Consider the following 18,060-nt stretch of genomic DNA (forward strand, 5'->3'; position numbering starts at 1 on the left):
GTGCGGCCGCCCGTCAGCGTGCGCGGGCGGCGTCGAGGCCGAGCCGCACGATGTCGGCGATGAAGTAGTCGCCCGGGTCGCGGTGGTCGTGCAGCCGGTGCACCAGGGAGTCGTCCACCCACAGGAACTCGGTGTGCTTGCCCGGCTCCAGGCGGGGCGCGTCCAGGTCGCCCTCAACCCGCACCAGGTAGTCCACCTCGTGCCGGGTCAGGCCGTCCCCGGGGTCCCAGTCCAGCCGGAACAGCTCCGCCAGCACACCGGTCAGCCGCCAGCCGGTCTCCTCCCCGACCTCGCGCGCCAGCCCCTCCAGCATGGTCTCGCCCTGCTCGACGTGTCCGCCCACGATGTCCCAGCAGTGCGGGAACACCTTGCGCGTGGGGGACCGGCGCTGGGCGAAGACCCTTCCGCGGTCGTCGGCGATCACCGCGGCCGCCACGTGGGTCCGGCCGTCGGCGGTGTCGGGGAACTCGATCCCGGGGGCCACCGTGATGCCTGTGCTCATGCGTCCTCCTCGTCCTCGTCCGCGGGCGAGCCTACCCCCCGGTCGCGGCGGGGCAGGCGCAGCGTCAGGAGCCTGGCCCGGGGGGCCAGTCCGCGGGCCAGGTCGAACACCGCCTCGGTGCGCGAGTGGTCCTCGTCGAGCACCGAGAACAGGTTCACCCCCAGGTAGAACGTGATCGCCCCGTAGGCCACCTCGCGGGCGGGCAGCAGCTTCCCGAGGGCGGACCCGCCCAGGACCCGGTTCCATTCCTGCTCGATGAAGGCGATCCACGGCTCCGAGCGGTCCCGGATCTGCGTGCGCAGCTCCGGTTTGGTGACGGCGGCGGCCACCAGCTCGGAGAACTCGGTGATGTAGCCGCGCTCCAGGTCGGTCCGGTAGATGCGCATCGCCGCCTCCACCAGCTCCTCCAGGGTGCCGGCCCGTGCCGCGATCTCCCGGTACATCGCCATGCGCTCGGCGCTGGAGCGGTCCAGCGCCGCCAGCAGAAGCTGGTCCACGCCGCCGAAGTGGTAGAAGACCAGCGCCGAGTTGGCCTCCGCGCGCGCGGCGATACTGCGCGCCGACGCCCCGGCGTAGCCCTCCTCGCGCAGGACCTCGCTGGCGGCCGCCAGGAGCCGCTCCCTCGTCTCCTCGCTCGTGCGCCGTCCTCCGCCGCCCCTGGCCATGGCCCTCCTTGCTCTCGGGGAGGTTTTCAGCATACGGTTTAATCGAGTGATTAAACCAAGCGATTTAATCGCATGCTGAAGGAGTTCCCCCGTGCCCCGAAGCGACTCCCCCGCGCCCTCCGGGGCCCGCCTGCTGCTCGCGGCCCTGGTCCTGACCGCCTTCGCCGCCCTGCTGGCGCTCCGGATCCACCACTGGGGCGGCCTGGACCAGACCGCGCTGTTCTACGTCGGCCTGCCCGCGACCATCGCCCTGCTCGTGGTGTTCACCGTGCGGGCCCGCAGCGCCATGGGCGTCACCATGGCCGTCACCACTCTCTGCCTGGCCCTGGCCGGTCCCCTGCTCGGCGAGGGCATGGTCTGCCTGCTCATCGCCGCGCCGCTGATCTACGGGGTCGTCGCCGTGGTCACCTGGACGGCCGGGGCGCTCGTCTCCTGGCGGGACCGCTCCCGGCACGCCCTGTTCGCGGTGCCGCTGCTGTTCGTGCTCGCTCTGGAGGGCGTCGCCGGAACCTCCCTCCTGCCCCGGGAGGACCGCGGCGAGGGCCACGTCCTGGTCGCCGCCGCCCCGCACGAGGTCGCCGCCGCCCTGGCCGTCCCGCCCGCCTACGCCGCCCCCGACGCGCTCTTCCTGCGGGCCGTGCCCTTCCCCGAGCCCGTCTCGGCCTCCGGCGAGGGCCTGGAGGTCGGTGACACCCGGCACGTGCGCTTCACCCCGCGCCGCACGCTGGAGCCGGGCGCCGAGCCCACACCGCGCCACATGGAGCTCCGGATCACTGCGAGCGAGGTCCGCGGGGACGGCGGGCGCGTGGTGTTCGAGGTGGTGGAGGACACCGCCTTCGCGAACTGGATGGACATGCGCGGCGCCGAGGCCGTGTGGCGCGCCGAGGGAGACGGGACCCGCCTGACCTGGTCCATCGACTACGAGCGCACCTACGAGCCCTCCTGGTACTTCGGGCCGGTCCAGTCCTACGCCACCGACCTGGCCGCCGAGTACCTCGCCGCCACCTTCGCCGCCGCCCCGGAGGGCTCCCGATGATCCCGGAACTGCCCGCGGCGCTGATCCGCGGCGTCGGCCTGTTCGCCCCGCTGTTCCTGCTGGCCGGACTGTGCCTGTGGCGCGCGCCCCGCCCTCGCGAGGTCGCGGCGATGCTGGTGGCCGGGGCGTGGGCCCTGCTCACGCTGGTTCCGCTCAACCTGTACGCGCTGCGCGTCGGCTGGTGGTCCTTCCACGCCGAGGGCGCGGTGTGGCTCGGCATGCCCGTGGACCTGCTGCTGGCCTGGGCGGTGCTGTGGGGCGCGCTGCCCGCGCTGCTGCTGCGCCTGCTGCCGGTGCCGCTGCTCAGCGGTCTGCTCGTGTGGGTGGACGTCATCGTCATGCCGCTCGCCGAACCCGTCGTGGTGCTGGGCCCGCTCTGGCTGCTCGGCGAGTTCGTCGGCTCCGCGCTGTGCCTGATCCCCGCGCTGATGCTGGCCTACTGGACGCGCACCGGCCAGCTGGTGCACGCCCGGATGTGGGCGCAGGCGCTCCTGGCGTTCGGGGCCATGGTGGTCCTGCCGCTGGCCGCGCTGGACGCCCTGCCCGGTCCGGGCACGGCCTTCGTGGCCGCCCAGGTCCTGGCCCCGGTGTGCCTGCCGGGACTGGCGGCGGCCCGCGAGTTCGCGCGGGTGGGCGGCGGCACCCCGCTGCCCTTCGACCCGCCGTCGCGGCTGGTCACCAGCGGCCCCTACGCCTACCTGCGCAACCCGATGCAGGCCACCGTCGCCGGGGTGTACCTGGTCCTGGCCCCTGTGACCGGCGACCCGCGGCTGCTGCTCGGCGCGCTCGCGGCCCTCGCCTACGGCGCGGGGTTCGCCGCCTGGCACGAGGGCGGCCAGCTGCGGGCGGCGTTCGGCGGGGACTGGGAGGCCTACCGGGCGGGCGTGCGCGCCTGGCTGCCCCGGTGGCGGCCGTGGCCCGGCCGCGCGCCGGGCACGCTGTACGTGGCCGCGGACTGCGCGATGTGCCGGGGCCTGGGCGGCTGGCTGGCCGCCCGCGCGCCGGTGGCGCTGGAGCCGCGACCGGCGGCGGAGCACCCCGAGGTGCTGTACCGCCTCACCTACGAGAACCCCGAGGGGCTGCGCTGGAGCGGGGTGTCGGCGCTGGCCCGGGCGCTGGAGCACCTGCACCTGGGGTGGGCGCTCGCGGGCTGGGCTCTCGACCTGCCGGGGGTGCGGCACTTCGCGCAGTTGTGCGCGGACGCCTTCGGGGCCGGACCGCGGCCCTCGCGCGAACCCCTCGGCGAAGGAGGGGCAGGGGAGGAGCCGGGCGCTCCCCGCGGCGGTGGGGAGCCGTTGCCCGGCGCGCGGGTGTGAGTCCGCGCCGACCCGTTTCCGGCCGACACGTTTCCGGCCGACACGGAGAGTGCCGCCCGCGTCTAGTGCCGTGGCCGGGAAGGTTCGCCCGGGTGCCCTCACGCCGCTACGGGTAGCGGTCGGCCTCCCCAACGAACACCCTTCTCGCTGCGTACCCGGGCGCGTTCACGGCGCTGGGCCGCGAGCACGTCCGGGTCGCGGGCGTTGGCGTTGCGCCACCGTAGATAGGCGTGCAGCGCCCGCGTTTGCACCGTGTGGTTGGGGTGGTGGGAGTTGGCGATGGTGAACTGGCGCAGCGGCCCGAAGTGCGCCTCGATCGGGTTGGCCCAGGAGGCGTAGGTGGGGGTGAAGCACAACTCGACCTTGTTGCGCTGGGCCCAGGAGCGGATCGTGGGGCCCTTGTGTGCGGACAGGTTGTCCATGATCACGTAGATGGGGGCGCCGTCCGGGCGGGCGGCCCGGATCGTCTTGAGCGCGGTGAGTGTGTTGGCTGCGCCCTTGCGCCGGTGGTTGATGCCCCACAGGGTGTCGTCTCCCACCGAGTAGCAGCCGTGGAAGTAGGTGACGCCATGGGTGCGCCGGTAGGTGGCCGGAAGGCGGTGCGGGCGGCTCTTGCGGGCCCAGCCCGTCCCGGCGGTGGGCCGGATGCCCAGCGGTCCGAACTCGTCGAAGGCGAAGACCCGGTCGGCGAAGTGCTCCATGACGTGCTCGATGCGGTCGAGTTTGGCATCGGCCTCGGGGTCGGGCGAGTCCTTCCAGGTCGTGGTGCGTTGGAAGGTGATGCCATGCCGGTGCAGGAGCGTTCGCAGGGTCTCGCGGCCCATGCGCAGGCCCGGTCCGGGCCGGTGGGCCAGGTGGGCGGCGAGTTTGCGCAGCGACCAGCGGGTGAAGGGCTGGCCGAGCTTGGTCGGGCGGGTGGTGGCCGTCTTCAGGACGAGGTCTTCCTCGTCGGGGGTGAGTAGGCGGGGACGGCCTCCCGCCCATTTAGGGTCCAGGCAGCTCAGCCCTTGGGTGTTGAAGGCGTGGATGACCTCGCGCACGGTCTTCTCATCAGCGGCGACCAGGCGGGCGATGACGGGGGCGGTGTTGCCGCTGGCCGAGGCCAGGATGATCATCGCTCGCCGGTAGCGGACGGTGTTGGTGCTGCCCCGGCGGACGATGCGTTGGAGTTTTTGGCCCTCGGGGTTGGTGAGTCTGCGGGCTTTGAGGGGTGCGGACACCGCGGCTCCCAGGGTTGACTGCTGGTGTTGCGGTCAACCCTGGCATCGATCACTGACCCGGGCGAACCTTCCCGGCCACAGCACTAGCGCGGGCGGCACCTGGTGTTCCTCGTGGTCTGGGACCTTCCTCCCCGGCGTCGGAGCCGGAGCGGGCCGCCGCGGTTCCGGCCGGTCCGGGCTCCCCGTCCCGGTTCAGGTGTCGGGGTCGGGCTCGACCGCTGATTCCAGGCCGGTCAGCCAGGCCAGGTGGCTCTGCAGGGCCGTTCGTCCGACCGGGGTCAGGCGGAACCAGGTTTTCGGTCGGCGCCCGACCGCTCCCTTGCGGACTTCGAGCAGTCCGGCGTCCTCCAGGGTGCGGCTGTGCTTGGAGACCATCGGGTCGCTGACGCCGAGCAGATTGCGCACGGTGGCGAAGTCGACCCACTTGGCGCTCTGCAACAGCGCGCACATCGCCAGGCGCGGGCCGGTCTCCAGGATCGGTTGGCGTGCGGCGGCGGCACCTCCGGGGGAGGCGCCGCCGCCGGGGCTGTGCAGCGCGGTCACTACTTGACCCTGCCGTTCTCGATGCTGCGGCGCATGGCCGAGCGGACCAGCATCTGTCCGGCGAGCACGAGGGCGGCCACGGGCACCAGCGCGGCGAGCGCGAAGCCGATCATGCCCTGGTCGACCAGGAGGGTGATGCCGATGTAGCCCACGCCCGTGATGGCCAGGGCGGCGATCCACATCAGGCGGGCGCCGGGGTAGGAGGTGATGTAGCGCGGCATGTACACGCCGCTGCGGCGGCGCTGGATGACCGAGTAGGCGGTGGCGATGACGACCACGCCGAGGATGGCCCACTGGAAGTAGGGGCCGCTGCCGGGCAGGACGGCGGACCAGATCGGCAGTCCGGCGATGAGCACGCTCGCGGCGGCGAGGAAGACCCAGTAGGCGGCGGGCAGGTCGGTGCGGCTGGCGAGCTTGCGGCGGGCGTCGGCGACCTGGTCGAGCTCGGGATTGCTGTTCATGTCATCTCCTCTTTCGTATCTACTTTCTATATGGAAAGTAGATACCAAGGATCGGGTCCTGTCAAACACACCGGGACCCGAAAGAAGACCGCCGGGACGCAGCCACCGCGTCGACCAGCGACGACGCGAGGAACGCGAATGACCGACACGCCCCGCGGTCGGCGGGGCCGCCGCTAGCCGACGCCGCGGGGAGGGGCCTACGCCGCCCTCCCCCGGCCGGGCGGCCCACCGTTATGCTCGGTCGGGCCGATCCGTCCGGAAGGCGGCGGAAACGGGCCCGCGGCCCCCACCCCCGAGCGAGCGCCCGTCCGCCCCCGAGTGAGCCCCCAGGCACGAGGTGACCCATGGAAGAACAGGCCATGCTCGCGCGTGACCTCGTGCTGCGCGTCTGCGCCGGAGCGACCGAGTTCGACCCCCACTGGGTCCGGGCCGACGGCAAGGTCACCACCCCCTTCCTGGTCCCCCGCGACCGCAACCTCATCCGCGCGGTCGTCGCCGCCGGCCGCGCCATGGGCGTGGACCGGCTCCTGGTGTGCCGGACCAGGCCCGAGTTCTCCTACGACCCCGTCACCGAGGTTCCCCTCGACACCGACACCCTCATCGACCTCATCCGCGGCTGGGGGCCCGCGCCCACCGACTTCCTGGTCTGCGTCGAGGACTTCTCCGCCGCCGTTCTGGTCACCGCGGACGAGCTCACCGTCGCGGCCGGTCCCGCCGACTTCGTCCGCGAACTCGTCGGCGCCGACATCCCCCAGGCCCGCAGCCACTTCGCCTCGCGCGCCCGACGGGAGGGCGGCCCGGTCCTCACCCGCGCCGCCCAGCTCTACCACTGCGCCGAGACCGGCGCGCGCCACGCCCGCGGCCCGCGCGGACCCGGCCCCGACCCGGCCGAACTCCTGGCCCGCAGCGTCGAACGCGCGCGGCGGCGCTCACCGCGTGCGGTCCGCTCCCTGCGGGCCCTGCGCGGGGCCTGGGGTTGGCTCATGGCGGCCGCGCTGCTCGTGGCGCCCCTGGCCGTCCCCGGTCTGGGCGCCGCGTTCCCGGCACTGGCCGCCTCCTTCGTCCTGCTGTTCCAGCTGGCCCTGCTGGCCCGCTCGCGCACGGTCTCCTTCGCCTCCCTGCTGCGGGTGGCCGCGTTCGGCGCGCTGCTGCTGTGGCCGCTGGCGCTGGCCGAGTCCGCCGTCACCGGGCTGCTGGGCGGCGACCCCTACGGCGTCCTCGGCTACACCTACGTCGCCGTGACCGTGGAGGAGGTCGGCAAGCTCCTCCCGCTGCTGCTCCTGGCCCTGGTGGCCCGCCGAAGGCTGCGCCGCCTGGCCGCGGTGGACTTCCTGCTGCTGGCCGCGGCCTCCGGCGCCGGGTTCCAGCTGGCCGAGCGCCTGCTCACGCAGGTGGCCCTCGGAGGGGCGGGCGTGTCCGCCGGGACCGGCCTGTTCCTGCCCGGCGGCAGTACCGTCACCGACCCCGCGGGCACCGTGCTCGCGGTCTTCTCCGGTCACGCCGTCACCACCGGCCTGGTCGGCGCCGCGCTCGGCCTGGCGGTCGTCGGCCGCCGCTACGGGGCCTGGCTGTGGCTGCTGCCGCCGGTCGCGCTGACCCTGGCGTTCCTGGAGCACCTGAACCTGAACGCGCGGCTGGCCAACGCCCAGCTGCACCCGGCCTCCGACCTCGTGCACGGCCTCCTCGGCGGCGGGGTGCTCACCCCGTGGCTGCTGGTGCTGCTGTTGCTGTGCGCGGTGGCCATGGACTACCGGCTGATCGCCACCGCGGCCGAGTCCACGCCGCCGCTGCCCGGGCAGCCGCCGCTGGCCCGCCTGCGCCGCCGGGCGCGGGGGCGTTCGGTGGCCATGCGGGTCCGCGTGCCCGCCGACATCGCGCCGCTGTTCCGCCGGACGGCGCTGTCCTGGGTGGACCTGCCGATCACCCTGGTCACCACGGTGTCCACGATCGCCCACGAGCTGGCCGTCGCGGCCATCGCGGCGCGGCGCGGACCCTCGGTGCTCTGCGACACCTGGCGGTTCCTGCGCTGGCGGCGGGCGAACGCCATGGGCGAGGCCCGGTCGGCGGGGCGGCCCTGGCGCCACTACCCCTCACAGGAGGAACTGACCCGGCAGGCGCGCGAACTGGCGATGCGGCTGGGGCTGGCGGCCACCGGAGGGGTCACCGGGGCGATGGCGGCGATGGGCGCGGCGGCGATGGTGTTCACCGCCGCGCCCGACCCGGCCGCGACCGGTGCGCCCGCGTACGCGTTCATGGCCCTGGACCGGATCCAGGGCTGGCTGGGCGACCTGAACGGTGTCGACTCGGTCTGGGCGGCCGTGGTGCTGGTCGCGGTGCTCACGCTGCTGCTGTCCGGGAACGGGGTTCCGCACGCGCACCCGAGGATGCGCGAGTTCCTCCGCGCGCCGGCCGCGAACACCGGGGCGATCCTCGGCATGCTCGCGCCCGGCCAGGTGGGATACGCGCTCCTGGGCTGGGCGGGGCTGCTGCTGCCCAGGCGCGTGAACCGGCTCCTCGTACGGTGACGGGCCCGGCTCCGGGACGCCGCGCTCAGACCGCGGTGACGCCCCTCGGCGGCTCGAAGGCGCGCACGGGCGGTACCTGCCCGGTGAACGGTTCGACGCGCACGCGCACCAGCTGACCCGTGCACCCCTGGCTCAGCGAGGACGTCCCCACGTCCTCCGTCAGCGCGTTCGGGTTCCCGTGCGCGCACGTCACGTCCTCCGACGAGGGGTCGTACCAGGCCCCCGTGGACAGCTGCACGACCCCCGGCCGCAGCGCGTCGCTCACCACCACGCCCGCCAGGCACGAGCCCGTGGCGCTGGACACCCGCACCACGTCCCCGTCAGCCACACCGCACGCCCGCGCCTCCTCCGGACGCATCCGCAACGGCGCCCTCCCGCGCACCTTCTGCGACATGCTGTGCGCACCCATGTCCTGCTGGCTGTGCAGCCTGCCGCTCGGCTGGTTCGCGATCAGCACCAGGGGGAACTCCCCGGCCCGACCACCGGAGCCGTCCACCGCGGGTTCCCCGTCTCCGGCCCCGGAGCCCGCGGCCTCCGGTTCCCCTGCCCCGGCGTGGGCACCGGAACCCGCTACCACCGACCCTCCGGCCCCAGGACCAGAGGCCGTCGCCGCGGGTTCCCCGGCTCCGGCCGGGGACCCGGAACCGGTCACCACCGGCCCCGCCAGCCACACCGGGTGCCCCGGGCAGTCCTCGTACCCGAACGACGCGATCGTCTCCGAGAACAGCTCGATCCGCCCGCTCGGCGTACGCAGGGCGTGGCCCTCCGGGTCGGCGCGGAACTCGCCCAGCAGCGCCTCGTCCTCCACCCGGCCGGGCATCTCCACCCGCCCGCGCTCCCAGAACTCCTCGAACTCCGGCACCTCCAGGCCCCGCCGCGCCACCAGCGACCGCCAGCGCCCGTACACCACGCGCATCCACTCGCCGCTCGTGCGCCCCTCGGTGAACTCCTCGCGCGCCCCCAGCCTCTCGGCCAGGTCGGCGTAGGTGTCGTACTCGTCGCGCGCCTGCCCGTGCGGCGCCACCGCGCGCGGCATCGCCCGCACGCTCAGGTCGCCCTGGCTCGCGGCCATGTCGTCGCGCTCCAGCACCGTCGTGGCCGGGAGCACGATGTCGGCGTGCCGCGCCGTCGCGGTCCAGTGCGTCTCGTTCACCACCACCGTCTCCGGCCGCCCGAACGCCTCGGTCAACCGCCTCAGGTCCTGGTGGTGGTGGAAGGGGTTGCCCCCGGCCCAGTACACCAGCCGGATGTCCGGGTACCGCCGCTCCTCGCCGTCGTGGTCGTAGCGCCCGCCCGGCTCCAGCAGCATGTCGGCCACCCGCGCCACCGGGATGAACGAGTCCACTGTGTTGTTGCCCTGCGGCATCCTCGGCAGCCCCAGCGGCGTCGCGCCGCCCCCGTAGTTGCCCATGGACCCGTAGCCGGACGCGAAGCCGCCGCCCGGCAGCCCCACCTGGCCCAGGCAGCACGCCAGCGCCAGCCCGGCCCACAGCGGCTGCTCGCCGTACCGCGCCCGCTGCACCGACCACCCCACGTTGACCAGCGTGCGCCGCGCCGCCATCCGCCGCGCCAGCGACCGCAGCTCGTCGGCGGGGACCCCGCTGATCCGCTCGGCCCACTCCGGCGTCCGCGCGGTCCCGTCCGGTCCGCCCCGCTCGTCGCGCTCGCCCAGCACGTACGCGCGCAGCACGTCCGCGCCCACGGTGTAGCGGTCCAGGAAGGCGGTGTCGGCCAGGCCCTCCGTGAACAGCACGTGCATCAGCGCCAGCATCACCGCCGTGTCGGTCCCCGGATTGAGGGAGACCCACTCGGCCTTGACGTCCTCGGGGGTGTCGTCCAGCAGCGGTGACACCGACACGAACTCCACCCCGGCCCCGGACGCGTCGCGCATCGCCGGACCGGCGGTCTGGGCGGCGCGCCCGCCCGAGGAGGTCCACGTGTTGGACACCCGCAGCCCGCCGAAGCTCACCAGCAGCTCGGTGTGCTCGCGGATCCGGGTCCACGACGGGGCCCGGTGCAGCAGCCGGTTCGCCGCCGGGACACCGATGATCCGCGGGAACAGTACCTCCACCGCGCCGTGGCTGTAGGTGGTGCGCGAGCGCGTGTACCCGCCGATCGAGTTGAGGAACCGGTGCAGCTGGCTCTGCGCGTGGTGGATCCGCCCCGCGCTGCCCCAGCCGTACGAACCGCCGTAGACCGCCGCGTTCCCGTACGCGCCGCGCACCCGGTCCAGCTCACCGGCGAGCAGGTCCAGCGCCGTGGACCACTCCACCTCGACGTAGGCGTCGTCGGGGTCCCCCCGGAGCGGGTCCGGGCCGGGGCCGCTCTCCAGCCAGCGCCGCCGCACCGCCGGACGCGCCACCCGCGAGGCGTGGTGCTGGGCGGCGGGGGTGTTGGCTATCACCGGGGACGGCGCCGGGTCGTCCGGGTCCGGGAGGGTCCCGACCACCCGGCCGTCCTCCACGACCACCCGGTAACTGCCCCAGTGGGCGCTGGTCGGATACGACGACGTGCCGGACATGCTCGTTTCCCCCCTGGAATTCCCCTGCGCCCCACCAGGGGCCCGAACTCACTCTATGCACCGCACGGTGCGATGATGGGCGGCGCGGTCCCGCCCGGAGGAGGCGGCCGACCCGGCCGGACGGCCGGCGCCGCGACCGCGCTCCCGCGCGGCCGACCGGCGCGGACCGCGCGCAGGCGGACGAGCGGAGCAGGGGGACGGGGCGATGGGCGAACTCAGGTCGCGGCGGTCGGTACTCGCGGTGCCGGGGTCCAACCCCCGGTTCGTGGACAAGGCGCGGGGACTGGACGCGGACGCCTTCTTCCTCGACCTGGAGGACGCGGTCGCGCCCCTGGAGAAGGACGCGGCCCGCCACGCCGTCGTCCGGGCCCTCAACGACGGCGGCTGGGACGGCAAGGTGCGGTCCGTCCGCGTGAACGACGTCACCACCGGGTGGGCCTACCGCGACGTCGTCACCGTCGTCGAGGGCGCCGGTGCCGAACTCGACGCCCTGGTCCTGCCCAAGGTCACCTCGGCCCGCGACGTCCAGTGGCTCGACACCCTCCTCACCCAGATCGAACGCGCCGTCGGGCTGGAGGTCGGCCGGATCGGCATCGAGGCGCAGATCGAGGACGCCCGCGGCCTGGTCGCCGTGGACGGGATCGCCGCCGCCTCGTCCCGCCTGGAGAGCCTCGTCTACGGGCCCGCCGACTTCATGGCCTCCCTCAACATGAAGAGCCTGGTCGTCGGCGAGCAGCCGCCCGGCTACGACACCGGCGACGCCTACCACTACGTGCTCATGCGCATCCTCACCGCCGCCCGCGCCCACGGGCTCCAGGCCATCGACGGCCCCTACCTCCAGATCCGGGACGTGGACGCGTTCCGCCGCTCCGCCGGGCGCACGGCCGCCCTCGGCTTCGACGGCAAGTGGGTCCTGCACCCGCTCCAGGTGGAGGCCGCCAACGAGGTGTTCGCGCCCTCCCAGGAGGACTACGACCACGCCGAGCTGATCCTGGACGCCTACGCCCACGCCACCACCGTGGACCGGCGCGGCGCCGTCATGCTCGGCGAGGAGATGCTCGACGAGGCATCCCGCAAGATGGCGCTCGTGGTCGCGGGCAAGGGGCGCGCGGCCGGGATGGGCCGGACCCGCGCGTTCGACCCCGGGGCCTGAACCCGGACCCCTGCGGAGGGCGGACGGGACCCCGTGCGGACCCGCCCGGTTCTGTCCGGGGCCGCACGGGCTCTGACCGGCGCGGAGTCTGACACGCGCCCCACCCCGCTCTTACCGCGCTCTCACCCTCATGCGGAACCATGGGCGCCATGGAAGCCACCGCCACGGTTCTGGTCGCCGACGACGACCGCGCGATCAGGGACTCACTGGAACGCGCGCTCCAACTGGAGGGCTACAGGGTCAGGACGGTACCGGACGGGGTCCAGGCCCTCGCCGCCGTGCACGCCGACCCCGTCGACCTGCTCGTCCTCGACGTGATGATGCCGGGAGTGGACGGGCTCGGGGTGGCCCGCGTGCTGCGCGCCGAGCGCGACCGCACACCCATCCTCATGCTCACCGCGCGAGTGGAGACGCCGGACCGGGTGGCGGGGCTCGACGCGGGGGCCGACGACTACCTCGCCAAGCCCTTCGAGCTGGAGGAGCTCCTCGCCCGGCTGCGCGCCCTGCTGCGCCGGGCCGCGCCCTTCCCCGAGGAGGCCGCCGAGCAGGGCCCGCTGCGCGTCGGCGAGCTGTCCCTGGACCCGGCCTCCCGCCGGGTCTGGCGCGGCGACCGCGAGGTCGAGCTGTCCAAGACCGAGTTCGACCTGCTCGAACTCCTGGTGCGCAACGCCGGGATCGTCCTGGACCACTCCACCATCTACGACCGCATCTGGGGCTACGACTTCGGCCCCGAGTCCAAGAACCTCGCCGTCTACATCAGCTACCTGCGCCGCAAGCTGGAGGACGGCGGGCCGCCGCTGATCCAGACCGTGCGCGGGGTCGGCTACACGCTCCGGCCGCAGGGTTGAGATCCGTGCGACCCGAAGACGGCACCCCGCGGGACCCCGGACACGGAGCCCCGCACGGTCCCGGAGCCTCGCCCGCCTCCGGCTCCCCGCACGGCCCCGGCGCCGCGTCCGGTCTCAGGGCCCTGGTGTCCGCCGCGCGCACCGCCGTCCCGAGGTGGCGCCGGACGCTGCTCCAGCCGGGCGACTGGCGGCTGGGCACCCGCTTCGCGGTGATCTTCGCGCTGGTCGCCACCGTCGTCATCGCCCTGGTCGGCACCCTCGCCTACACCACCGCCGCCGCGCTCATCCGCTCCGACGCCCGCACCGAGTTCGAGAGCACCGTCACCGCCCTGTCCGACCAGCTCGTCGACTACCACCAGCAGGGGCAGGGGGGCTCCGCCGGTCCCGGCCCGTTCCTGCCCAGCGACAAGTTCCAGCTCCAGCTCCTCGAACCCGACGGCAGCAGGACGGTCAACATCGCCGACCCGTCCGAGATCATCCTGTTCGCACCGTCGCAGAGGGACCTGGAGGTCGCCGAGGAGCCGCGGCCCGGCATCGTCGACATGCGCGAGCAGGCCATCGGCGGCCAGGAGTACCGGCTGGCAACGGTCTCCCTCGGCGACGGCGCCGGGGCCCTCCAACTCCTCCAGCGCCTGTCCCCGACCGAGCTGATGATCGACCGGCTGGCCACCCAGATCCTGTGGGTGGGCCTGTTCGTCGCCCTGTGCGCGGCCGCCGCGGGCTGGCTGGTGGGCCACCGCACCACCGGGCGCCTGGTGCGCCTCACCGATGCGGCCGAGTACGTCAGCTCCACCGGGCGGCTCGACCCCGTGGACCCCGGCCGCAGCGGCGAGAGCCGCGAGGAGGACGCCGGCCGCGACGAGGTCGGCCGCCTCACCAGCGCGTTCAACGCCATGCTCGCCCGTCTGGCCCGTTCCAAGGACGAGCAGCGCCGCCTCGTCCAGGACGCCGCGCACGAACTCCGCACCCCGCTGACCAGCTTGTACACCAACGTGCAGGTGCTCGACAGGGTGGACCGGCTCAGCCCGGAGGCGCGCGCCGGCCTCATCGAGGACCTGCGCGGCGAGACCCGCGAACTCACCGCGTTGGTCAACGAACTGGTCGGCCTGGCCACCGGCGACCACGAGGACGAGCAGATGAGCGCCGTCCCCCTCGCCGGGATCGCCGAGAAGGTCGCCAAGCGCACCCGCCGCCGCACCGGCCGCGACATCGTCGTGGACGCCGACGACAGCGTCGTGTGGGGCCGCCCCGGCTCCCTGGAGCGCGCCGTCTCCAACCCGGTCGAGAACTCCGCCAAGTTCGACCCCAAGGGCACCGCGCCCATCGAGATCCGCGTGCGCGCGGGGGCGGTGGAGGTCCTGGACCGGGGGCCCGGCATCGACCCGGCCGAACTCGACCACGTCTTCGAACGCTTCTACCGGGCCGCCGTCGCCCGCGGCCTGCCCGGTTCGGGGCTCGGCCTGTCCATGGTCAGGGAGATCGCGCAGGCGCACGGGGGCGGGGTGTTCGCCCGCAACAGGGAGGGCGGCGGTGCCGTCATCGGCTTCCACCTGCCGCTGTTCACACCGCCGCGGGACGAGGAGCCGAAGGCGCGGGGGTGAGCGCCGCACCGGCGGACGCCGCGCCGGAACCGCCGGTCACTGCCCGCCGAACGCCGCGACCGCTGCCGCGCCGACCCCCGCACCGGCGGACGCCTCGCGGTAGATCCGCTCGAACCGCTCCAGCGAGTCCTCCAGCCGGTGCAGCCCGGCCATGTCGCGGCTGCGCGCGCCCATCCCGAGCCGTCGGCCCTCGTCGGTGACAACCGACTCCACCCGGGCGGCCAGCGCCTCCGGGCTGCCGGGCGGGTACAGGTACCCGTTGCCGCCCTCCTCCACCAGGTGCGGCAGCGCCATGGCGTCCGCCGCCACCACCGGCAGGCCGCTCGCCATCGCCTCCAGGGTGGCGATGCTCTGGAGTTCGGCGGTCCCGGCGATGGCCCACACGTCCGCGCACCGGTACACGTCGGGCAGGTCGGCGTGCGGCACGAAGCCCAGGAACACCACCCGGTCGGCCGCGCCGACCTCCGCCGCCAGCTCCTCCAACCGCGCCCGGTGCGCGCCGTGCCCGGCCAGCACGAGCTGCACACCGTCGGTCAGGGCCACCGCGCGCACGAGTTCGTCCACGCGCTTCTCCTCGTCCAGCCGCCCCACGAACAGCACCGTCCTGCGGTCCGGCACGCCCAGCCGGGCGCGCAGCCGCCGCCGGGTGGCCGCGCCGCCGTCCAACGGGCTGAACCGGTCCAGGTCGATCCCGCACGAGACCGGTTCGACCGGCCGGGTGAACCCCTGGTCGACCAGCAGCCGCGCCGCCGCCGGGGTGGGCGTGGTCACGTGCCCGGCCCTGGACAGCACCGCGCCCAGGTCCCACCAGGCCAGCCGGGCCGCGTGCGGGCGCAGCGGCGCGGGCACGTGCACGTAGTCGAAGAGGTTCTCCGGCATGAAGTGGTTGGTGGCCACCACGGGCACGCCGCGGGCGTGCGCGGCGGCGGCCAGCATCCGGCCGACGAGGAAGTGGTTCTGGATGTGGACGGCGTCCGGGCGCAGCCGGTCCAGGAGCAGGTCCAGGTGGCCGCGCACGCCCAGCGGGACCGCGAGCCGCACGCTGTCGTGGACCAGGGAGGACACCGAGCGCAGCCGGTGCTCGACCACTCCGCCGCGTTCGGCCGTGTACGGGGAGCCCTCGGGGGAGGGGCACACCACGTGCACGCGCGCGCCGCGCGCGGCCAGACCGCGGGCGAGGCGGGCGGTGAAGTACGCGGCGCCGTTCACGTCGGGGGGATAGGTGTCGGTACCGATCAGGACCCGGGTGCGGCGCGTCGCGCCGACGGCGGGCCGGGGCGGTGCCGCCACCGCGGGGGAGGCGAAGGACGTGGACATGACCTGATCTCCTTTGTCGGGCCGCCGCGTACGCCCGAGTGTGGGTCACCCGCGTTGACCCCCGCCGACCTCTCGGTGACCGCGGGGCGACCGCTCGGTGGCACGCGGCGCGGGGGAGGGAACCCCCGCGCCCCTCCGCCTACCCACAAGTCCGGCCGCGCCGACGGGCAGCGGCCCGCGGTCCGCGCGCCCGGGGCCCGCCGTGCCTTCGGGGCATGGCCGAGGCTTCCGCCGCCGCGCGTGCGTCGGACGATTCCGGTCCCGCCGTGCCCGCGGGCCGTGGCCGCGGCTTCCGCCGCACACACGACGGGCGGCCCCGGACCCGAGGGTCCGGGGCCGCCCGTGCGGGAAACGGGGCCGCTTCCGTCAGTTCCCGCCCTCCTCGTTCTGGGCCGCCTCCACGCTCTGCTCCCCGAGCGTCACCGTGACCTCCTCCTCGGAACCGCTGCCGCCGTCGGGGACGACCCCCAGGGTGACCTCCTCGCCGGGCTGGCGGATCCGGATCTGCGCGATCAGCTCGTCCGGCGTGGACACCTGCTCACCGTCCACGGACACCACCACGTCACCGGCCTGGAGCCCGGCCTCGGCGGCCGCGCCGCCCTCGGTGACCTCCACGATCTCCGCGCCGCCGACGCGGGAGTTGGTGATGGTCGCCTCGATCGCCGGGTAGCTCGCGCTGCCGTCCTCGACCAGCTGCTCCGCGATGGGGCGGACCTGGTTGATCGGGATGGCGAAGCCCAGCCCGACCGAGCCGCTGTCCTGCGAGACGCCCGCGATCGCGGTGTTGATTCCGATGACCTCGCCGTTCATGTTCACCAGCGGGCCGCCCGAGTTGCCGGGGTTGATCGCCGCGTCCGTCTGGATCGCGTTGATGACCGTGGAGGTCTGCCCGGACTGCCCGGTGTTCACCGGACGGTTCAGCGCGCTGACCACACCCGTGGTCACCGTGCCCGACAGCCCCAGCGGGGAACCGATCGCGACCACCTCGGCGCCCACGCCGATCTGCTCGGAGTCGCCGAGGGTGGCCGGGGTGAGGTCGTTGCGCCCCTCCGCCTGGATCACCGCGATGTCGGAGACCGGGTCCGAGCCCATGACCTCGGCGCGCGCGGAGCTGCCGTCGTTGAACAGCACCTCGATCGGACCGCCCTCGGCGGCGGCCACGACGTGCGCGTTGGTGAGGATCTGGCCGTCGGAGGAGATGACCACACCGCTGCCGCCGCCGTTGGCGGTGCGGATGGACACCACGCTCGGCAGGACCGTGTCGGCGACCTCGCCCACCTCGCCCTCGGTCTGGGTGCTCTCCTGCTCCTGGTTGAGCGAGCTGATCGGCCCGCTCAGGCCGTTGGGGAACAGGTAGGCGGTGCCCAGGGCCGTCATCGGTCCCACGATGAGGCTCGTGACCAGGGCGGTGATCGCGGCGACGGTCACGATCCTGCCGGAGCCGCGCTTTTTGCCGTTCCCCTGCGGGGGCACCGACCCGGGGAAGGCGCCGCCGAACGGGGGCTGCCCGCCGTGGCCGCCGTGGCCGCCGTGGTCCCCGGGACCGCCGGGGCCGCCCGCCCCGAACGCGCCGCCGTCACCGTACGGCGGCTGCCCGTGCCCGATCGGCCCGTGGGGGCCGTTCTGCCCGCCGTGCGGGGGAGCGGGGTGGTGGGCGGAGAACTGCTCGTGCTGGCCGCCGACGGCGCCGTAACCGCCCCCGGGAGGCGGGAAGGTGTAGGAGGCGTGCTCCGGGTCGTTGGGCCCGGTGGCCCACCTCGGCGGCTGCCCGGGCGGGGAGAAGGTCGGCCCCGCCCCCGCGGGGCCGGTCTCCGGCCGCCCGTACCGCTCTGCCCCCGGGTGCCCGCCCTGCTGGGACGGGAAGCCCTCACCCGTCTGCCCGGCCGCCGCGTACCCGCCGCTCCGCTCGGCGCCGGGGTACCCGCCGGACGGCACCTGACCGGGCTGTTCGCCGCTCTGCCACACGCCGGTGTACCCGCCGGGCTCGTGCGGCGCGGGCCGCTCCACGTGCTCGCCCGCCTCCCCGACCCCGGGCTCCCCACCGGTTCCGCGTGCCTCGGAGTCCCCGAAGGAACGCTGGGGCCCGGCGTGCTCGGCTCCGTGGGTCCGGCCGTCCTGTCCGGCGGGGACACCCCCGTGCTCCCCGCCGGACGCGCCACGGACGTCGGTGCCGTCAGCCGTGGAGGAGCCCCCCTCGTGCGGGCCGGAGGGCCCCGCCTGGTCGGCGGGCTCGGCGGGACGGTGCTCGGGAAGTCCGTTCCCGGCCGCCGTACCGGGCTCGGTACCTGCACTCGGTTCGTTGGGGTTCAACTCATCCTCCGGCTGACGGGACGATGTTCAGTGACGTGTTCC

General features: G+C 74.5%; 14 protein-coding genes. 6 read left to right on the plus strand and 8 right to left on the minus strand.

Annotated elements, in window-relative coordinates:
- Window positions 1-13 precede the first annotated feature (13 nt).
- Window positions 14-502 carry an NUDIX hydrolase gene (locus AC0VX6_RS03530; RefSeq protein ID WP_475467369.1) on the minus strand — a complete coding sequence of 163 codons (489 nt, stop codon included), beginning with the start codon at window positions 500-502 and terminating at the stop codon, window positions 14-16.
- Complete coding sequence (locus tag AC0VX6_RS03535) at window positions 499-1,167, minus strand: TetR family transcriptional regulator (RefSeq protein ID WP_274976180.1); 669 nt, start codon at window positions 1,165-1,167, stop codon at window positions 499-501. The genes AC0VX6_RS03530 and AC0VX6_RS03535 overlap by 4 nt, the downstream gene beginning before the upstream one ends.
- Window positions 1,168-1,258: 91 nt before the next feature.
- On the opposite strand from AC0VX6_RS03535, the gene AC0VX6_RS03540 reads away from it, so the two are divergent.
- Entirely contained in the window at window positions 1,259-2,203 is a 945-nt protein-coding gene (locus AC0VX6_RS03540; protein WP_475467370.1) for a hypothetical protein, read from the plus strand.
- Entirely contained in the window at window positions 2,200-3,519 is a 1,320-nt protein-coding gene (locus AC0VX6_RS03545; RefSeq protein ID WP_274976182.1) for a methyltransferase family protein, read from the plus strand. The genes AC0VX6_RS03540 and AC0VX6_RS03545 overlap by 4 nt, the downstream gene beginning before the upstream one ends.
- Before the next feature lie 98 nt (window positions 3,520-3,617).
- Here AC0VX6_RS03545 and AC0VX6_RS03550 read toward each other — a convergent pair whose 3' ends face one another.
- From AC0VX6_RS03550 to AC0VX6_RS03560, 3 genes are all read right to left on the minus strand, one after another.
- Window positions 3,618-4,739 carry an IS630 family transposase gene (locus AC0VX6_RS03550; RefSeq protein WP_212642420.1) on the minus strand — a complete coding sequence of 374 codons (1,122 nt, stop codon included), beginning with the start codon at window positions 4,737-4,739 and terminating at the stop codon, window positions 3,618-3,620.
- Between the two features lie 192 nt (window positions 4,740-4,931).
- Window positions 4,932-5,282 (minus strand): winged helix-turn-helix domain-containing protein, encoded by a 351-nt coding sequence (locus tag AC0VX6_RS03555; protein ID WP_274976183.1) that lies wholly within the window; start codon window positions 5,280-5,282, stop codon window positions 4,932-4,934.
- Window positions 5,282-5,743, minus strand: a complete 462-nt coding sequence (locus AC0VX6_RS03560) for a hypothetical protein (protein ID WP_274976184.1) — start codon at window positions 5,741-5,743, stop codon at window positions 5,282-5,284. Before AC0VX6_RS03560 ends, AC0VX6_RS03555 begins: the two co-directional genes overlap by 1 nt.
- 344 nt (window positions 5,744-6,087) lie before the next feature.
- Between AC0VX6_RS03560 and AC0VX6_RS03565 the strand changes: the two genes are divergently transcribed.
- Window positions 6,088-8,268: a PrsW family intramembrane metalloprotease gene (locus tag AC0VX6_RS03565; RefSeq protein ID WP_475467371.1), complete on the plus strand. Its 2,181-nt coding sequence runs from the start codon at window positions 6,088-6,090 to the stop codon at window positions 8,266-8,268.
- A gap of 25 nt (window positions 8,269-8,293) precedes the next feature.
- Here the strand turns inward: AC0VX6_RS03565 and AC0VX6_RS03570 are convergent, their stop codons facing one another.
- The gene (locus tag AC0VX6_RS03570; RefSeq protein WP_475467372.1) at window positions 8,294-10,789 is read right to left on the minus strand and encodes a molybdopterin-dependent oxidoreductase; all 2,496 of its coding nucleotides are present in this window, start codon (window positions 10,787-10,789) and stop codon (window positions 8,294-8,296) included.
- 205 nt (window positions 10,790-10,994) lie between these two features.
- Between AC0VX6_RS03570 and AC0VX6_RS03575 the strand changes: the two genes are divergently transcribed.
- From AC0VX6_RS03575 to AC0VX6_RS03585, 3 genes are all read left to right on the plus strand, one after another.
- Complete coding sequence (locus tag AC0VX6_RS03575; protein ID WP_274976187.1) at window positions 10,995-11,942, plus strand: HpcH/HpaI aldolase/citrate lyase family protein; 948 nt, start codon at window positions 10,995-10,997, stop codon at window positions 11,940-11,942.
- A 149-nt stretch (window positions 11,943-12,091) separates the two neighbouring features.
- Window positions 12,092-12,790, plus strand: a complete 699-nt coding sequence (locus tag AC0VX6_RS03580) for a response regulator transcription factor (RefSeq protein ID WP_248773501.1) — start codon at window positions 12,092-12,094, stop codon at window positions 12,788-12,790.
- Between the two features lie 125 nt (window positions 12,791-12,915).
- A complete protein-coding gene (locus AC0VX6_RS03585) occupies window positions 12,916-14,391 on the plus strand; it encodes a sensor histidine kinase (RefSeq protein WP_475469248.1) in 1,476 nt (491 codons plus the stop codon).
- 36 nt (window positions 14,392-14,427) lie between these two features.
- Here AC0VX6_RS03585 and AC0VX6_RS03590 read toward each other — a convergent pair whose 3' ends face one another.
- Both AC0VX6_RS03590 and AC0VX6_RS03595 read right to left on the minus strand, forming a co-directional pair.
- Window positions 14,428-15,708 (minus strand): glycosyltransferase, encoded by a 1,281-nt coding sequence (locus AC0VX6_RS03590; RefSeq protein ID WP_475467373.1) that lies wholly within the window; start codon window positions 15,706-15,708, stop codon window positions 14,428-14,430.
- 366 nt (window positions 15,709-16,074) lie between these two features.
- Window positions 16,075-18,018 (minus strand): S1C family serine protease, encoded by a 1,944-nt coding sequence (locus AC0VX6_RS03595; protein ID WP_475467374.1) that lies wholly within the window; start codon window positions 18,016-18,018, stop codon window positions 16,075-16,077.
- Window positions 18,019-18,060: the final 42 nt, after the last annotated feature.

The sequence above is a fragment of the Nocardiopsis sp. iso_25 genome, from assembly GCF_056173305.1.

What these genes read in the sequence shown, in the direction of transcription:
- AC0VX6_RS03530 (WP_475467369.1), bottom strand. Translation starts at nt 502, where the DNA reads ATGAGCACAGGCATCACGGTGGCCCCCGGGATCGAGTTCCCCGACACC.
- AC0VX6_RS03535 (WP_274976180.1), bottom strand. Translation starts at nt 1,167, where the DNA reads ATGGCCAGGGGCGGCGGAGGACGGCGCACGAGCGAGGAGACGAGGGAG.
- AC0VX6_RS03545 (WP_274976182.1), top strand. Translation starts at nt 2,200, where the DNA reads ATGATCCCGGAACTGCCCGCGGCGCTGATCCGCGGCGTCGGCCTGTTC.
- AC0VX6_RS03560 (WP_274976184.1), bottom strand. Translation starts at nt 5,743, where the DNA reads ATGAACAGCAATCCCGAGCTCGACCAGGTCGCCGACGCCCGCCGCAAG.
- AC0VX6_RS03565 (WP_475467371.1), top strand. Translation starts at nt 6,088, where the DNA reads ATGGAAGAACAGGCCATGCTCGCGCGTGACCTCGTGCTGCGCGTCTGC.
- AC0VX6_RS03570 (WP_475467372.1), bottom strand. Translation starts at nt 10,789, where the DNA reads ATGTCCGGCACGTCGTCGTATCCGACCAGCGCCCACTGGGGCAGTTAC.
- AC0VX6_RS03575 (WP_274976187.1), top strand. Translation starts at nt 10,995, where the DNA reads ATGGGCGAACTCAGGTCGCGGCGGTCGGTACTCGCGGTGCCGGGGTCC.
- AC0VX6_RS03580 (WP_248773501.1), top strand. Translation starts at nt 12,092, where the DNA reads ATGGAAGCCACCGCCACGGTTCTGGTCGCCGACGACGACCGCGCGATC.
- AC0VX6_RS03590 (WP_475467373.1), bottom strand. Translation starts at nt 15,708, where the DNA reads ATGTCCACGTCCTTCGCCTCCCCCGCGGTGGCGGCACCGCCCCGGCCC.